The 15,807-nt window shown below is 73.7% G+C and carries 14 protein-coding genes and 1 riboswitch; of the genes, 9 read left to right on the top strand and 5 right to left on the bottom strand.

Translation table 11 applies throughout. The annotated features are described in order from the left end of the window. Positions 1 to 17: 17 nt before the first annotated feature. Positions 18 to 1,334: a glycosyltransferase family 4 protein gene (locus ABT106_RS03620; protein WP_351271692.1), complete on the bottom strand. Its 1,317-nt coding sequence runs from the start codon at positions 1,332 to 1,334 to the stop codon at positions 18 to 20. A gap of 239 nt (positions 1,335 to 1,573) precedes the next feature. On the opposite strand from ABT106_RS03620, the gene ABT106_RS03625 reads away from it, so the two are divergent. Continuing rightward, positions 1,574 to 2,197, top strand: a complete 624-nt coding sequence (locus tag ABT106_RS03625) for a TetR family transcriptional regulator (protein WP_351271695.1) — start codon at positions 1,574 to 1,576, stop codon at positions 2,195 to 2,197. Positions 2,198 to 2,444: 247 nt separating this feature from the next. Here ABT106_RS03625 and ABT106_RS03630 read toward each other — a convergent pair whose 3' ends face one another. Continuing rightward, complete coding sequence (locus ABT106_RS03630; protein ID WP_267725408.1) at positions 2,445 to 2,678, bottom strand: ferredoxin; 234 nt, start codon at positions 2,676 to 2,678, stop codon at positions 2,445 to 2,447. After that, complete coding sequence (locus tag ABT106_RS03635; protein ID WP_351271698.1) at positions 2,678 to 4,141, bottom strand: aldehyde dehydrogenase; 1,464 nt, start codon at positions 4,139 to 4,141, stop codon at positions 2,678 to 2,680. Before ABT106_RS03635 ends, ABT106_RS03630 begins: the two co-directional genes overlap by 1 nt. A 310-nt stretch (positions 4,142 to 4,451) precedes the next feature. Between ABT106_RS03635 and ABT106_RS03640 the strand changes: the two genes are divergently transcribed. The 7 genes from ABT106_RS03640 to ABT106_RS03670 all read left to right on the top strand — a co-directional run bounded on the left by ABT106_RS03640 (position 4,452) and on the right by ABT106_RS03670 (position 12,656). Beyond that, entirely contained in the window at positions 4,452 to 5,513 is a 1,062-nt protein-coding gene (locus ABT106_RS03640; protein ID WP_351271700.1) for a Strvi_7410 family MBL fold metallo-hydrolase, read from the top strand. 77 nt (positions 5,514 to 5,590) lie between these two features. After that, positions 5,591 to 5,690: riboswitch (cobalamin riboswitch) on the top strand. Between the two features lie 144 nt (positions 5,691 to 5,834). Then, entirely contained in the window at positions 5,835 to 7,085 is a 1,251-nt protein-coding gene (locus tag ABT106_RS03645; protein ID WP_351271703.1) for an SCO2321 family membrane protein, read from the top strand. After that, positions 7,085 to 7,900 carry an SCO2322 family protein gene (locus tag ABT106_RS03650; protein WP_351271706.1) on the top strand — a complete coding sequence of 272 codons (816 nt, stop codon included), beginning with the start codon at positions 7,085 to 7,087 and terminating at the stop codon, positions 7,898 to 7,900. The genes ABT106_RS03645 and ABT106_RS03650 overlap by 1 nt, the downstream gene beginning before the upstream one ends. Then, positions 7,897 to 9,135: an energy-coupling factor transporter transmembrane component T gene (locus ABT106_RS03655; RefSeq protein ID WP_351271709.1), complete on the top strand. Its 1,239-nt coding sequence runs from the start codon at positions 7,897 to 7,899 to the stop codon at positions 9,133 to 9,135. The genes ABT106_RS03650 and ABT106_RS03655 overlap by 4 nt, the downstream gene beginning before the upstream one ends. Next, positions 9,132 to 10,955 (top strand): ABC transporter ATP-binding protein, encoded by a 1,824-nt coding sequence (locus ABT106_RS03660; RefSeq protein ID WP_351271712.1) that lies wholly within the window; start codon positions 9,132 to 9,134, stop codon positions 10,953 to 10,955. The genes ABT106_RS03655 and ABT106_RS03660 overlap by 4 nt, the downstream gene beginning before the upstream one ends. A 113-nt stretch (positions 10,956 to 11,068) precedes the next feature. Beyond that, positions 11,069 to 11,854, top strand: coding sequence for an ECF transporter S component (locus ABT106_RS03665; RefSeq protein ID WP_351271729.1), 786 nt, complete (start codon positions 11,069 to 11,071; stop codon positions 11,852 to 11,854). A 397-nt stretch (positions 11,855 to 12,251) separates the two neighbouring features. Continuing rightward, the gene (locus ABT106_RS03670) at positions 12,252 to 12,656 is read left to right on the top strand and encodes an aggregation-promoting factor C-terminal-like domain-containing protein (protein ID WP_502979186.1); all 405 of its coding nucleotides are present in this window, start codon (positions 12,252 to 12,254) and stop codon (positions 12,654 to 12,656) included. 259 nt (positions 12,657 to 12,915) lie between these two features. Here the strand turns inward: ABT106_RS03670 and ABT106_RS03675 are convergent, their stop codons facing one another. Then, positions 12,916 to 14,085 carry a steroid 3-ketoacyl-CoA thiolase gene (locus tag ABT106_RS03675; RefSeq protein WP_267718415.1) on the bottom strand — a complete coding sequence of 390 codons (1,170 nt, stop codon included), beginning with the start codon at positions 14,083 to 14,085 and terminating at the stop codon, positions 12,916 to 12,918. A 241-nt stretch (positions 14,086 to 14,326) separates the two neighbouring features. On the opposite strand from ABT106_RS03675, the gene ABT106_RS03680 reads away from it, so the two are divergent. Continuing rightward, positions 14,327 to 15,571 carry a cytochrome P450 gene (locus ABT106_RS03680; RefSeq protein ID WP_351271719.1) on the top strand — a complete coding sequence of 415 codons (1,245 nt, stop codon included), beginning with the start codon at positions 14,327 to 14,329 and terminating at the stop codon, positions 15,569 to 15,571. 56 nt (positions 15,572 to 15,627) lie between these two features. On the opposite strand, the gene ABT106_RS03685 is transcribed toward ABT106_RS03680, so the two are convergent. Beyond that, positions 15,628 to 15,807 (bottom strand): hypothetical protein (locus tag ABT106_RS03685; RefSeq protein WP_351271731.1); only part of this gene is annotated, 180 nt, incomplete at its 5' end.

Raw genomic sequence — 15,807 nt, forward strand, 5'->3', positions numbered from 1 at the left:
CCGGGCGGAGCCGAAGGTCACCGGGTACCGGGGGTACGGGCGGCCGCCGCCGCGATGGCGGCGCGGTAGTGCGCGGCGGTGCCCTCGGCGGCCTTGGCCCAGGTGAAGCGGGTCAGGACCCGCTCGCGCCCGGCGGCGCCGAGTCTGGCGCGCAGCTCGGGGTCGCCGAGCATCCGGCCCAGCGCGGCGGCGAGGGCGCCCGCGTCGCCGGGCGGCACGGCGAGGCAGGTCTCGCCGTCGGTGCCGGCGACCTCGGGGATCGCGCCGCCGGTGGTGGCGACGAGCGGGGTGCCGGTGGCCATGGCCTCGGCGGCCGGCAGCGAGAAGCCCTCGTACAGGGAGGGGACGCAGGCGATCTGGGCGCTGCGGACGAGATCGACGAGTTCGGCGTCGGTGATGCCCTTGACGAAGCGCACGGCGTCCTGGAGCCCGTACGTCTCGATGGCGCGGGCGACCGGCCCCTTCTCGGCGCGCTTGCCGACGACGACGAGGTGGGCGGCGGGCTGCTCGGTGCGCAGTTTGGCGAGCGCCTCGACGAGGTGGACGAGGCCCTTGAGCGGGACGTCGGCGCTGGAGGTGGTCACGATGCGGCCGGGGACCTCGGCGACGGACGCGTCGGGCGACCAGAGGTCGGTGTCGGCGCCGATGTGGACGACGTGGATGCGCTCGTCCCGGACGCCGAGGTGCTGGGCGATCTCCTGCTTGGAGGAGCCGGAGACGGTCAGTACGGAGGGCAGGCGGCGGGCGACCCGGCCCTGCATGCGGGTGAAGCCGTACCAGCGGCGCACGGAGGCCCGCTTGCGGCGGTCCTTGGCGGCGGCGAGGTCAAGCTGCCGGTCGACGGTGATGGGGTGGTGAATGGTGGTGACCAGGGGTGCGCCGAGGTCGCCCAGCAGGCCGTAGCCGAGGGTCTGGTTGTCGTGGACGACGTCGAACTCGCCCGCGCGGGCGGCGAGGTGGCGCCGGGCCCGGAGTGAGAACGTCAACGGCTCGGGAAAGCCGCCGGTCCACATGGTGGCGACCTCGACGGCGTCGATCCAGTCCCGGTACTCGTCGCGCCCCGGGGTCCGGAAGGGGTCGGGGTGCCGGTAGAGGTCCAGGCTCGGCAGCTCGGTGAGCGTGGCGCCCGTGTCGAGGACCGGGTAGGGCTGCGCGCCGATGACCTCGACGGAGTGTCCCAGGCGTACGAGCTCGCGCGAGAGGTGACGGACGTAGACGCCCTGCCCGCCGCAGAACGGGTTCCCCTTATAGGTGAGCAGTGCGATGCGCATCGGACGGTCGCCGTCAGTGGCGGAACCCGTGAAAGGGCTTGTCACCATGGCCTCAGCGGTCACTCTCGGCCCCCATCTCCCTGCACTTTCGCCGGAGCGTAACCGCTCGGATAATGTAGAACAAGTTTCAGACTTGATCCGTCGAAGACCATTGAATCTACCGGCCGGAAACTACACCGTAAGAGGCGGAGCAGGTGATTCGCGCCACGACTCCGGCGCCTGGCATGCTGGCTCCGGATCAGCCCGGAACCTGCCCCCATCTGCCCCCCGCACACGACACGGAACGCCATGGAACGGGACACATGACAGCGGAAGCGAAGGGCGTCACCACGCCGGCGTCCCCGCCCCTGACGGAGCGCCAGGAGGCGCGCCGCCGCAGGATCCTGCACGCCAGCGCCCAACTGGCCAGCCGGGGCGGTTTCGACGCGGTGCAGATGCGCGAGGTCGCGGAATCGTCCAGCGTCGCGCTCGGCACGCTGTACCGCTACTTCCCGTCCAAGGTGCACCTGCTCGTCGCCACCATGCAGGACCAGCTCCAGCACATGCACGCCACGCTGCGCAAACGCCCGCCGGCGGGCGACGACCCGGCGGCCCGCGTCGCGGAGACGCTGATGCGCGCCTTCCGCGCCCTCCAGCGGGAACCGCACCTGGCCGACGCGATGGTGCGGGCACTGACGTTCGCGGACCGCAGCGTGAGCCCCGAGGTGGACACGGTGTCCCGGCTGACGACGGCGATCATCCTGGACGCGATGGGCCTGGAGGCCCCGCCGACGGCGGAACAGCTCTCGGCGGTCCGCGTCATCGAGCACACCTGGCACTCGGCGCTGATCACCTGGCTGTCGGGCCGCGCCTCGATAGCCCAGGTCAAGATCGACATCGAGACGGTCTGCCGCCTGATCGACCTGACGTCCCCGGAAACGGCCTGATCCTGCCGGTGGGGCGGAGGCACGCGGGCACCCGCCCGAAGTCCCGTCCCCCCACCCGCCGGAGGCGGGCGGCCGGCCGGTGGCGCCCGCCACTTCGCGCGCCGAGCCGACCACGGAACGTCCGCCGGCCGCCACCCGCACCGCGGCCCGGGGCGCCCGCTCGTCCAGGGTCCGCGCCGTGCGGGCGGCGCTGCGCAGCCCACCCTCCCGCTCCGAGCCCGTTCGGTGCACCCGGCCCGGGGGCGGGCTAGTCCTCCGGGGGGAAGACCGGTTCGCCCGTGGCGGCCAGGGTGATCAGGATGGCTTCGACCGGGCAGCCCTCCGCCGCCGTGAGGACCGGTTCGTTCGCGTCCGTCTGCGGCGTGCGCGGGTGCGACTGGCGCGCGGTGTCGAGGGCGAAGCCGTCCGGGGCGTGGTTGACGCACATCCCCGAGCCGATGCAGACCCCGCGGTCCACCTCGACCTGCCAGCGGTCGCCCATCAGGCTCCCGCCCCGTAGCCCGCGGGCAGGTGGATCATCTTGTGTTCCAGGTACTCGCCGAGCCCCTCCGGGCCGAACTCCCGCCCCAGGCCGCTGTTCTTGTAGCCGCCGAAGGGGCCCAGCATGTCGAGGCTGAAGGTGTTCACGTTGAAGGTGCCCGTGCGGACCTGGCGGGCGAAGTCGATGCCGTGCTCGACGTCCCCCGTCCAGACGCTCCCGCTCAGCCCGAACTCCGAGTCGTTGGCGATGCGCAGGGCCTCCTCCTCGTCCCCGTACGGGATGAGGCAGACGACCGGCCCGAAGATCTCCTCCCGCGCGATCCGCATGGAGTTGTCGACGTCGCCGAAGAGGGTGGGCTCCACGTACCAGCCGCGCTCCTGGTCCGCCGGGCGGCCGCCGCCGGTGAGGATCTTCGCGCCCTCCTCCTGGCCGATGCGGATGTAGTCCAGGGAGCGCTGCTGCTGGCGCCGGGCCACCAGCGGGCCGAGCTGGGTGGCCGGGTCGAGGGGGTCGCCGACGACGAGGGCGCCCGCCGCGGCCGCGAGGGCCTCGGCCACCTCCCCGTACCGGCCGCGCGGTGCGAGGACGCGGGTCTGGGCCACGCAGGCCTGGCCGTTGTTCATCCACGCCGCGGGCACGATCCCGGCGACGGCGGCCGCCACGTCGGCGTCGGGGAGGACGACGGCGGCGGACTTGCCGCCGAGTTCGAGGGTGACGCGGGTGAGGTTGCGGGCGGCGACCTCCATCACGCGCCGTCCGGCGGCGACCGAGCCGGTGAAGGCCACCTTGTCGACGCCGGGGTGCCCGACCAGGTACTCGCTGACCTCCCGGTCGGCGGGCAGGATCGACAGCACGCCCTCCGGCACCCCGGCCTCGCGTGCGATGTCGGCGAGGATGTAGGAGTCGAGCGGGGCTTCCGGGGAGGGCTTCAGGATGACGGAGCAGCCGCTGAGCAGCGCGGGGCCGAGTTTCGCCGCCGCCACGAACTGCGGCACGTTCCACGGGATGACGGCCGCGACGACCCCCACCGGCTCGCGGCGCACCAGGATCGGCCCGAGGGCGCCCTGGCGGTGCTCCTCGTACGGGTAGGCGCGCGCGACGGTGATCGCGGCGTCGTAGACCATCATCGGCCCGAGCGCCTGGGCCAGGACGCTCCAGGAGTACGGGGAGCCGTTCTGGGAGCTGATGGAGCGGGCGATCTCCTCGTGCCGGACGGCGATGGCGTCCTTGATCCGGGAGACGACCTCGATCCGCTCCTCCAGGCTCATCCGCGGCCAGGGCCCGGAGTCGAAGGCCCTGCGCGCGGCCGCGACCGCGCGGTCGACGTCCGCCTCCGAGGCGTGCGGGACGGAGCCGATGACCTGCTCGGTGTGGGGGGAGACGACCTGGATCGTCCCGGTGCCCAGTGGATCCGTCCATTCCCCGCCGATGAACAGCTGTCCGTGTTCCACGAGCTCCGTCATGGCTGATGCCTCCTGCGGCTTGGCGTTCCCGAACTGATACCAGTTCTAGTTCTAGGAGTCCACGGCCAGGACAGAACGGCGGAGAAGATCCAACGACTAGTCAGACGCGTCCGAAGATGGTCGACTTGGGCTACTACTGCAACAAGTTCTCGTTCGCCGTCGGGTCACGGACAGGTGCGCCGACAGGTCACAGACAGGGGCCCTCATGCCGGAGGACACGTCACACACCACCCCGCAGGCACCACCACGGGCGACGCCGGAGGCGGCCCCGCACCCCGCCCCGCACCCCGCCCCACCGACGGCGTCAGAGGTGACCCCACAACCGAACCCGCAGGTCACCGACCACGGCGGAGGCGTCTGGGCCGTCAAGGTCCCCATCCCCGACAACCCGCTCGGCCACACCCTCGTGCACGTCCTCGACACCGACCGCGGCCCCGTCCTCATCGACACCGGCTGGGACGACCCCGACTCCTGGGACGCCCTGGCCGGCGGTCTCGCCGCCCTCGGCACGTCCGTCGCCGACGTCCACGGCGTCGTCATCACCCACCACCATCCCGACCACCACGGCCTGTCCGGCCAGGTCAGGGAGGCATCCGGGGCCTGGATCGCCATGCACGCCGCCGACACCGAGGTCGTCGTGCGCACCCGCGCCTGCGAACCCGGCGTCTGGTTCGACTACATGAGCGAGAAGCTCGCCGCCGCCGGAGCCCCCGAGGAACACGTCGCCCCGCTCCGCGCCGCCCGCGCGAGCGGCCGCATGCGGACCCTGCCCGGGCTGCGGGCCGCCGTCCCCGACCGGGAGATCGTCCCCACCGAGCTGCTCCCCCTCGCGGGCCGCCGGCTGCGGGCCATCTGGACCCCCGGACACACCCCCGGCCACGTCTGCCTCCACTTGGAGGAGGACCATCCCGCCCAGCTCCCCGGCAACGGCCGCCTCTTCTCCGGGGACCACCTGCTGCCCGGCATCTCGCCCCACATCGGCCTGTACGAGGCCCCCGACGAGCACGGCGTGACCCGGGTCACCGACCCCCTCGGCGACTACCTCGACTCCCTCGAACGCATCGGCCGGCTGCGCCCCGCCGAGGTCCTCCCGGCCCACCAGCACGCCTTCACCGACGCCCCCGCCCGGGTGCGGGAGCTGCTGGACCACCACGAGGAGCGGCTGACCGGGCTGTGGGAGCTGCTCGCCGAGCCGCTGACCCCGTGGGCGCTGGCGGAGCGGATGGAGTGGAACCGGCCCTGGGAGCAGATCCCGTACGGCTCCCGGAACATCGCCGTCTCGGAAGCGGAAGCGCACCTGCGGCGCCTGGTGAAGCAGGGCCGCGCGGAGGCGGTCCCGGGCAGCGATCCGGTGGCGTACCGGGCGCTGTGAGCCGTACGGGGACCCCCGCGGCCGCGGCCCGGTAAGGGGTGCGGCGGGCCGGCGCCCCGGGCACGGACGCTACGGGCCGGTACAGTGGGCAGGTCGTCCACACTTCCGTACGGGGGGAAGCCGGTGCGATTCCGGCGCTGACCCGCAACCGTGACCCGCCTCGGCCCCCGCCGGGTGGGGAGCCGGAATGCCCCGTAGCGGAGGTGCGCGGCTCGTGCCGCCGGGTCCCCCGGCGGCCGGCACCGTCGAGGTAAACGGAGCCGGAGCCCGGTGCCTGCGCGTGCCTGCCTCCCGCTCCCCAGCACGAGAGGCACCCGCCCCATGATCGTCCGCCGCAGCGCCGCCGCGCTCGCCGCCTCCGCCGTGCTCTGCGTGGGCGCCGCCCCCGCAGCCCTCGCCGACACCGCGCCGCCCGCCTCCCCGTCCGCACCCCCGGTGATCCCCTCCGGCCTGTACGGCAAGAACGACCCGACGTACGACGGCGTGTGGCGGCAGTCCTTCGCGCTGCTCGCCCAGCACACGGCGGGCGTCAGGCCCGCCCAGCAGGCCGTCGACTGGCTGGTCGGCCAGAGCTGCGCGAACGGCGCCTACGCCTCCTTCCGCGCCGACCCGGCCGCGGCGTGCGACGAGAAGACGATGTACGACACGAACGCCGCGGCCGCGGCCGTGCAGGCGCTGAAGGCCCTCGGCGGCCAGGACGCCGCGGTCGCGAAGACCGTGGGCTGGCTGAAGTCGGTGCAGAACGAGGACGGCGGCTGGGCGTACGTCCCGGGCTCCCCGAGCGAGGCCAACTCCACCGCCCTGGTGATCAGCGCGCTCGCGGTGGCCGGCGAGAAGCCGGCCGAGGTCCGGTCCAAGGCCGGCAAGTCGGCGTACGAGGGCCTGCTCCCCTTCCAGCTCGGCTGCGCCGCCGAACCGGCCGCCGACCGGGGCGCGTTCGCGTACCAGCCCGTCGACGGCAAGCTCCTCGCCAACCCCGACGCGACGGCCGCCGCGACGCTCGCCGGCCTCGGCAAGGGCGCGGCCGTGCCGCAGTCGGCCACGGACACCCCGGCGGCCCCGCTGGTCTGCCCGGCGGCCTCCGCCGACCCGGCGGCCGCCGCCCAGGGCGCGGCCGGCTACCTCGCGGAAACCCTCAAGAAGGACGGCCACCTCACGGCCCTGACCCCGGGCGCGGACCAGCCGACCGCCGACACCGGCAACACCGCCGACGCGGTGATCGCCCTGGCCGCGGCCGGACACGGGCAGTCGGCGGCGGGCGCGCTGGAGTGGCTCAAGACCAACTCGGCGGCGTGGGCGAAGGACAGCCCGGCCGCCCTCGGCACGCTCATCCTGGCCGCGCACGCCACGGGCACCGACCCGAAGTCCTTCGGCGGCGCCGACCTCGTCGCCCAGCTGAACGCGACCGGCCCGGCCCCGCAGGGCGCGGACACCGGCGCCACGAAGGTGGACAGCGGCAAGGACGGCGACTCGGGCGGCAGCAACGTCTGGTGGATCGTCGGCGCGGGCGCCGCGGCCGGCATGGGCATCGGCGTCCTGCTGAGCGGCCGCCGGAAGAAGAACCAGCTCTGATGCGCCGCCGTCCGCCGCCGCACCCGGCCGGCCCCGAGGGGCACGGCTCCCGGCGCCCCCGTCCGGGCCGGGCCATCGCCCGTCGCGGGCCGGCCGCCCGGGCCGTGGCCTTCGCCCTGGCCCTCGGTACGGTCCTCTCCGTCCTGGCCGCCGCCCCGGCGTTGGCGGCGGGCTACCGCTACTGGTCCTTCTGGGACGGCGCGGGCGGCTCCGGGGGCGCGGGCGGGCAGTGGACGTACGCCACCCAGGGCCCCTCGATGGCCCGTCCGGCGGACGGCTCCGTGCAGGGCTTCCGCTTCGCGGTGAGCAAGGACGCCGGGGACGAGGCGGCGCGGCCGCGGACCCCGGCCGACTTCGAAGCGGTCTGCGGGAGCACCGGCCCGGTCGCGGGCCGCAAGCGCGTGGCCCTGGTCGTCGACTTCGGCGTCCCCGCGGACGCCCCTGCGGGCGACGCCCCGCCGCAGGACGCACCGCGCACGGCCTGCGCTCAGGTGGCGCCGGACGCCACCGCGGCCGAGGCCCTCGCGGCGGTCGCCAAACCGCTGCGCTACAACGGCGCCGCGCTGCTGTGCGCGATCTCCGGCTACCCGAAGCAGGGCTGCGGAGAGCCGATGGCGGACGCCCCGGCAGCCACCGGCTCCCCCACCACGGCGCCCTCGTCCACGGCGTCCCCGTCCACGCCGTCCTCGTCCACACCGTCCTCGTCCACGCCGTCCCCCGGCGGCGGCCCCTCGGCGGGCCTGCTGGCGGGCATCGCCGCGGTGGCGGCCCTGGCGGCGGCCGGCGTCTGGCAGTCCCGGCGCCGGGGCCGATGACCCCGCCCGCACCCCGCCCGGACCGTTTCCCCGGCCCACGGGCCGCGGCGGCGGACCGCGAGGTTCCGGACGGCCGCCGCGGTGGCGCCCGGGAGCCGGCCGGCCCCGCACCGGGGGCTCCGTACGAGCGCCGCAGGCTCTGGCAGCCGCCGCTGGCGACCCGCGGCAACGCCCTGCACGCGGGCGCGTGGTGGCTCTGGGCCCTGGGCCTGGCCACCGCCGCCTCCCGCACCACCAACCCGCTCGTCCTCGGCCTGATCGTGGGCGTGGCCGGTTACGTCGTCGCGGCCCGCCGCACCGCCGCGCCCTGGGCCCGCTCCTACGGGGCGTTCCTCAAGCTCGGCCTGTTCGTCATCGGCCTGCGCCTCGTCTTCTCCATGCTGCTCGGCTCCCCCATCCCCGGCTCGCACACCCTGTTCACGCTCCCCGAGGTCCCGCTGCCCGCCTGGGCGCAGGGCATCCGGTTCGGCGGCAGGGTCACCGCCGAACAACTGGTCTTCGCCTTCTACGACGGGGCCAAGCTCGCCACCCTCCTCGTCTGCGTGGGCGCCGCGAACGCCCTCGCCAACCCGGCCCGGCTGCTGAAGTCCCTCCCGGCCGCCCTGTACGAGGCCGGGGTCGCCGTCGTCGTCGCCATGACCTTCGCGCCGAACATGGTGGCCGACGTCGTCCGGCTGCGGACCGCCCGACGGCTGCGCGGCCGCCCCACCGGCGGGGTCAAGGCCGTCCTGCAGATCGGCCTGCCGGTGCTGGAGGGCGCCCTGGAGCGTTCCGTCGCCACCGCCGCCTCGATGGACGCCCGCGGCTACGGCCGCACCGCCGACGTCCCGCCCGCCGTCCGGCACACCACCAACGTCCTCACCCTCGGCGGCCTGCTCGGCATGTGCGCGGGCACGTACGGGCTGCTGGCCGCGCAGGGGGCGGCGCACGGGCTCCCCGTACTCGGCATCGGCCTGCTCCTCGCCCTCGCGGGCCTGCGGCTCGGCGGCCGCCGGTCGGTCCGCACCCGCTACCGCCCCGACCGCTGGGGCGCGCGCGCCTGGCTGGTCTCCGGTTCGGGGGCTGCCGTCGCGGCCCTCCTCGTCCACGCGGGCACCCTCGACCCCGAGGGCCTGCACCCCGGTGTGGTCCCGCTGATCGCCCCCACCCTGCCGGTCTGGCCCGCGGCCGCGGTCCTGATCGGCCTGCTGCCCGCCTTCGTGGCACCCGTACCGCCCAAGGAGGCTTCGCCGTGATCCGCTTCGAACAGGTGTCGGTGACCTATGAGGGCGCGGACGCCCCCTCCCTCCGCGGCGTCGACCTGGAGGTCCCGGAGGGCGAGCTGACGCTCCTCGTGGGGCCGTCGGGCGTCGGCAAGTCCACCCTGCTGGGCACGGTCTGCGGGCTGGTCCCGCACTTCACGGGCGGCAGGCTGAGCGGCCGGGTGACCGTCGCGGGCCGCGACACGCGCACGCACAAGCCGCGCGAGCTGGCGGACGTGGTCGGCACGGTCGGGCAGGACCCCCTCGCGCACTTCGTGACGGACGTGGTGGAGGACGAGCTCGCGTACGGGATGGAGTCCCTGGGCCTGGCGCCCGCCGTCATGCGGCGCCGGGTGGAGGAGACCCTCGACCTCCTCGGCCTGAACGAGCTGCGCGACCGGCCCATCGCCACCCTCTCGGGCGGCCAGCAGCAGCGGGTGGCGATCGGCTCGGTACTGACCCCGCACCCGAAGGTCCTGGTGCTGGACGAGCCGACGTCCGCGCTGGACCCGGCGGCCGCCGAGGAGGTCCTGGCCGTCCTCCAGCGGCTGGTGCACGACCTCGGCACCACCGTCCTGATGGCGGAGCACCGGCTGGAGCGGGTGGTGCAGTACGCCGACCGGGTACTGCTCCTGCCCGCCCCGGGGGCGGCCCCCGTCCTCGGCACCCCGGCCGAGGTCATGGCCGTCTCGCCCGTCCATCCGCCGGTGGTTTCCCTGGGCCGCCTGGCGGGCTGGTCCCCGCTCCCCCTGTCGGTCCGCGACGCCCGCCGGCGGGCCACCCCCCTCCACACCCGCCTGACCCAGCCCCCGACGGCGCCGGCGCCCCGGCCCCCGGCAGCCCCCACCCGGTCCGGCCCTCCCGGCACACAGCGGCCGGCCCATCCAGCCCCGCCGGCGTTTGAGGCGCGGGGGTCCGGGGGCGGAGCCCCCGACAGCGGAGCCCCCGGGCTGCTCGCACGCCTGCTCCGGCGCACCGGCCCCACCACCGAAGCCCCCGGCACGGGACCCGGCACGGGACCGGCCGACGCCAGGAACCTCACCGTCCGGCGCGGCCGCGCGGAGGTCCTGCACGGCATCGACCTCGCCGTGGCCCCCGGCGAGGTCATCGCCCTCATGGGCCGCAACGGCGCCGGCAAGTCCACCCTCCTGTCCGCCCTCGTCGGCACGGTCGCCCCCGCCTCCGGTTCCGTCACCGTCGGCGGCCGCACCCCGCACCGCACCCCGCCGCCGGAGATGGTCCGGCGCGTGGGCCTCGTCCCTCAGGAGCCCCGCGACCTCCTGTACGCCGACACCGTCGCCGGCGAGTGCGCCGCCGCGGACTCCGACGCGGGCGCGGCCCCCGGGACCTGCCGGGACCTGGTCACCGCCCTGCTCCCGGACGTCGCCGACGACACGCACCCGCGGGACCTGTCCGAGGGGCAGCGCCTGGCCCTCGCCCTGGCCCTGGTGCTGACCGGCCGCCCCGCACTGCTGCTCCTCGACGAGCCCACGCGCGGTCTGGACTACGCCGCCAAGGCCCGCCTGATCGAGATCCTGCGGGCCCTGGCGGCGGAGGGCCACGCCATCGTCCTGGCCACCCACGACGTGGAGCTGGCCGCCGAGCTGGTGCACCGGGTGGTCATCCTGGCCGGCGGCGAGATCGTCGCCGACGGGCCGACCGCCGAGGTCGTCGTGTCCTCCCCGGCCTTCGCCCCCCAGGTGGCCAAGATCCTGGCGCCGGGCCACTGGCTCACGGTGGCCCAGGTCGCCCGGGCCCTCGCCGCCGACGGCTCAGCCGCCCGTGACTCCCTCGAACCGGCGGAGGCCCCGTGACCCGCCACCCTTCAGGCCACCGCTCAGACCACACCTCAGGCCACACCTCAGGCCGCCCCGGGGGCCGCGCCGCCGACCGCGCACCGGGCCGTACCGCGACCCGCCCCGTACGGATCGGGCCCCGGGCCGCGGCCGCCCTCGTCCTGGTCACCCTCATCGGCATCGCCGCCTTCGGCTGGCCGCTCCTCGCCGACCGGCAGTCCGGCCTCGCGCACTCGCAGGACGCCCCGTGGCTCTTCGCCGCGCTGCTGCCCCTGCTGGTCGGCGTCGTCGTCGCGACCATCGCGGACAACGGCATGGACGCCAAGGCGGTGGCGATGCTCGGCGTGCTCGCGGCCGTCGGGGCGGCGCTGAGACCGCTGGGCGCGGGGACCGCCGGACTGGAGCCCATGTTCTTCCTGATGGTGCTCAGCGGCCGCGTCCTCGGGCCGGGCTTCGGGTTCGTCCTCGGCTCGGTGACCATGTTCGCGTCCGCGCTGCTGACCGGCGGGGTCGGGCCGTGGATGCCGTTCCAGATGCTGGCGCTGGGCTGGTTCTCGCTGGGCGCCGGGCTGCTGCCGGGCCCCGAGCGCGTCCGGGGCCGGGCGGAACTGCTGATGCTGGCGGCGTACGGCTTCGTGGGCTCGTTCGCGTACGGCACGATCATGAACCTGCAGGGCTGGGTGATCCTTCAGGGCATGGGGCAGGGCATCTCCTTCCACCCCGGGGATCCGGTGGGCGCGAACCTGGCGCGCTTCGTCGCGTACTGCCTGGCGACCTCGCTGGGCTGGGACCTGGGCCGGGCCGCGCTGACCGTCGTACTGACGCTGACGCTGGGGGCCACGCTGCTGAAGGCGCTGCGGCGGGCGACGCGCAAAGCGGCGTTCGATGCCCCAATTTCCTTCGATTCAGGGGTTTAGCACCTTTTGCACCACCTCCCCGAAAGGGGTGCGGGCGGTCGCTCAGCGTGAGATTCGGGGCCCTCGCCGGTGACCCGCCCCACAGGACCCACGTCACATACGAGCCGGAATAGTAGCCCCAATAGGTCCCTTAAAAGCCCTTTATCAACCCCTATGAACCGCCCCCCACCTGCACGGATGGTGATCACGGCCCCGGGGGGCCGATCCGCACCGACTGCGAGGGGCGCTAGTAAGTGGCGTCGTTGCCAGGGGGTCGGGGCGTCTGTAGAACTGGATGAGTCGCAAGGCGGCACGGGTGCTTCACCCGCCGCCGACGAACCCCTCTCCACCGCGTGAGTGGCTCACGCATGTCTCCGGCATGCCTGCGGCAGATCCTGTCCCCTGTGAAAGGCTTTCCGTGTCCAACACCGTCATCCGCCGCATCGCCGCTTCCAAGAAGACCCTCGTGGGCTCCGTTCTCGCCCTGGGTGTCGCCGGCTCGATGCTCGCCACGGTCCCCGCGCAGGCCGCCCCGATGAACGCCAAGGCGGTCGCGCAGCAGATGATCAAGGACCCCGCGCAGTTCGCGGCGTTCAACAACATCGTGTCCCGCGAGAGCGGCTGGAACCACACCGCCACGAACTCCTCCTCGGGCGCCTACGGCCTCGTCCAGGCCCTGCCGGCCTCGAAGATGTCCTCCGCGGGCTCCGACTGGAAGACCAACCCGGCCACCCAGATCAAGTGGGGCCTGGACTACATGAACTCCCGCTACGGCAGCCCCGTCGGCGCCTGGAACTTCTGGCAGTCGCACCACTGGTACTAAGCCGGACCCGGCTTGGCATCCCCAGTGGCAGCAGACACCGAAACAGCATCACCAGCACCACCCGTCCCTGCTCCCGCACCAGCGGTAGAAGCAGGAGTGAACGCGCCGGCACGCTCGACCCGAGCGGCACCCACAGCCCGCTCGGCACGAACAGCACGAGCGGTACGCATGCGAAGGCCCCGACGGCCGACCTCCCCAGGTCCGGCCACCGGGGCCTTCGTCTTCCCATCCCACTGGGTTCAGTGCGCGCCCGCGGGGGTCACAGGCGCTGAATGATCGTGCCGGTCGCCAGCGCGCCTCCCGCACACATGGTGATCAGCGCGAACTCCTTGTCGCGGCGCTCCAGCTCGTGCAGCGCCGTGGTGATCAGCCGGGCGCCGGTGGCGCCGACGGGATGGCCGAGCGCGATGCCGCCACCGTTGACGTTGACCTTCTCCAGGTCCTGGTCGAAGACCTGGGCCCAGCTGAGGACGACCGAGGCGAACGCCTCGTTGATCTCCACGAGGTCGATGTCCTTGAGCGACATCCCCGCCTTGCCGAGCACGGCGCGCGTCGCGTCGATCGGCCCGTCGAGGTGGAAGTGCGGGTCGGAGCCGACCAGCGTCTGCGCCACGATCCGGGCGCGCGGCCGCAGCTTCAGGGCGCGGGCCATCTTGCGCGAGGCCCACATCACGGCGGCGGCCCCGTCGGATATCTGCGAGGAGTTCCCGGCGGTGTGCACGGCGGTCGGCATGACCGGCTTGAGCCGGGCCAGCGCCTCCATGCTCGTGTCCCGCAGCCCCTCGTCCCGGTCGACCAGCCGCCACATGCCCTGCCCGGCGGCCTGCTCCTCCTCGGTGGTCGGTACCTGCACGGCGAACGTCTCGCGCTTGAAGCGCTCCTCCGCCCAGGCGGCCGCGGCCCGCTCCTGGGACAGCACCCCCAGCCGGTCGACGTCCTCACGGCTCAGGCCGCGGTGGCGGGCGATCCGCTCGGCGGCCTCGAACTGGTTGGGGAGGTCGACGTTCCACTCGTCCGGGAAGGGCTTGCCCGGGCCGTGCTTGGATCCCGAGCCCAGCGGTACCCGGCTCATGGCCTCGACACCGCAGGCGATGCCGATGTCCATGACGCCGCCGGAGATCATGTTCGCGACCATGTGGTTGGCCTGCTGGGAGCTGCCGCACTGACAGTCCACCGTGGTCGCCGCGGTCTCGTACGGGAGCCCCATGGCGAGCCAGGCGTTGCGGGCGGGGTTCATCGACTGCTCGCCGGCGTGGGTCACGGTGCCGCCGACGATCTGCTCGACGCAGTCGGGCTGGATTCCGGTCCGTGCCAGGAGTTCGCGGTAGGTCTCGCCGAGCAGGTAGGCGGGATGGAGGTTGGCGAGCGCGCCCCCGCGCTTGCCGATGGGGGTGCGTACGGCTTCGACGATGACGGGTTCCGCGGCCATGAGCTCGTCCTCTCCTGCACAGCGCCAGCGCGGCGGGCCGTCCCGGCGCCCCGCCCGAACTAGTACGCGTTCTAGTTCTCCCCGCAGTCTTATGACTAGGAGCCCCGCCACGCAAGGGTCTTGCACGCGGCCTGCACGGATTCCACACGCAACAGTTGGCGCGCCGACCCTTGTCACTTCTAGAACTCGTTACTACCTTCAAGCCAACTTCTGATGGGCCGTCAGACTTTGGAGTCGCCCGATGTCCTGCCCCGCGCTGCCCGAAGGCTTCGACGCCACCGACCCCGACCTGCTCCAAAGCCGTGTCCCGCTGCCGGAGTTCGCCCAGCTGCGGCAGACGGCACCGGTGTGGTGGTGTCCGCAGCGGCGGGGGATCACCGGCTTCGACGACGAGGGCTACTGGGTCGTGACGCGGCACGCGGACGTCAAGTACGTGTCCACACACCCCGAGCTGTACTCCTCGACCACCAACACGGCGATCATCCGCTTCAACGAGCACATCCCGCGTGATGCCATTGATGCCCAGCGCCTGATCATGCTGAACATGGATCCGCCGGAACACACCCGCGTACGCCAGATCGTCCAGCGCGGCTTCACCCCACGGGCCGTCCGCGGCCTGGAGGAGGCCCTGCGCGACCGCGCCCGGCAGATCGTCGAGGAGGCCGTGGCCGCCTCGGCCGACGGCAGCTTCGACTTCGTCACCCAGGTCGCGTGCGAGCTGCCGCTCCAGGCCATCGCCGAGCTGATCGGCGTACCGCAGGAGGACCGTTCCCGGATCTTCGACTGGTCGAACAAGATGATCGCCTACGACGATCCCGAGTACGCGATCACCGAAGAGGTCGGCGCCAACGCGGCCATGGAGCTCATCGGCTACGCCATGAACCTGTCCGCCGCCCGCAAGGAGTGTCCGGCGAAGGACATCGTCACGCAGCTGGTGGCGGCCGAGGGGCAGGGGAACCTGGGCTCCGACGAGTTCGGCTTCTTCGTGCTGCTGCTGGCCGTCGCGGGCAACGAGACCACGCGCAACGCCATCAGCCACGGCATGCACGCCTTCCTGACCCACCCCGAGCAGTGGGAGCTGTACAAGGCCACCCGCCCCTCGACCACGGCGGAGGAGATCGTGCGCTGGGCCACGCCGGTGGTGTCCTTCCAGCGCACCGCCACCCAGGACACCGAGCTGGGCGGCCAGAAGATCAAGGCGGGCGACCGGGTGGGGATGTTCTACTCCTCCGCCAACCACGACCCCGAGGTCTTCCGGAACCCGGAGCTCTTCGACATCACCCGCGACCCGAACCCGCACCTCGGTTTCGGCGGCGGCGGCCCGCACTTCTGCCTCGGCAAGTCCCTGGCCGTCATGGAGATCGACCTGATCTTCAACGCCCTGGCCGACGCCCTCCCGGACCTCCGCCTGACCGGCGAGGACCCGCGCCGCCTGCGCGCGGCCTGGCTGAACGGCATCAAGGAACTCCGCGTAACCCGCGACTGACCCCCGCCCGTGCCAAAACCAGCCCCACCGGGGGCAAATCCAGCCCCGCCGGAGCCCTATCCCCCCCGGCGGGACCAAATCCAGCCCGGCCGGGCCAAAACCAGCCCCACCGGGGCAAATCCAGCCCCGCCGGCGTTTGAGCCCGCCCGCTTGCGCATGCCGCCGCTGATCTCTCCGGGGAGCTTGCCCTCGGATCCGACGAGCCCGACGACGTCGATGCGCTCCATGACGATCCG

This window comes from Streptomyces sp. NPDC002044 (genome assembly GCF_040296725.1).
GTDB lineage: Bacteria > Actinomycetota > Actinomycetes > Streptomycetales > Streptomycetaceae > Streptomyces > Streptomyces antarcticus.

Bases quoted from the DNA above. Each gene is read 5' to 3' on its own strand.
- ABT106_RS03625 (WP_351271695.1), top strand. From the start codon at position 1,574: ATGACAGCGGAAGCGAAGGGCGTCACCACGCCGGCGTCCCCGCCCCTG.
- ABT106_RS03630 (WP_267725408.1), bottom strand. From the start codon at position 2,678: ATGGGCGACCGCTGGCAGGTCGAGGTGGACCGCGGGGTCTGCATCGGC.
- ABT106_RS03635 (WP_351271698.1), bottom strand. From the start codon at position 4,141: ATGACGGAGCTCGTGGAACACGGACAGCTGTTCATCGGCGGGGAATGG.
- ABT106_RS03645 (WP_351271703.1), top strand. From the start codon at position 5,835: ATGATCGTCCGCCGCAGCGCCGCCGCGCTCGCCGCCTCCGCCGTGCTC.
- ABT106_RS03650 (WP_351271706.1), top strand. From the start codon at position 7,085: ATGCGCCGCCGTCCGCCGCCGCACCCGGCCGGCCCCGAGGGGCACGGC.
- ABT106_RS03655 (WP_351271709.1), top strand. From the start codon at position 7,897: ATGACCCCGCCCGCACCCCGCCCGGACCGTTTCCCCGGCCCACGGGCC.
- ABT106_RS03675 (WP_267718415.1), bottom strand. From the start codon at position 14,085: ATGGCCGCGGAACCCGTCATCGTCGAAGCCGTACGCACCCCCATCGGC.
- ABT106_RS03680 (WP_351271719.1), top strand. From the start codon at position 14,327: ATGTCCTGCCCCGCGCTGCCCGAAGGCTTCGACGCCACCGACCCCGAC.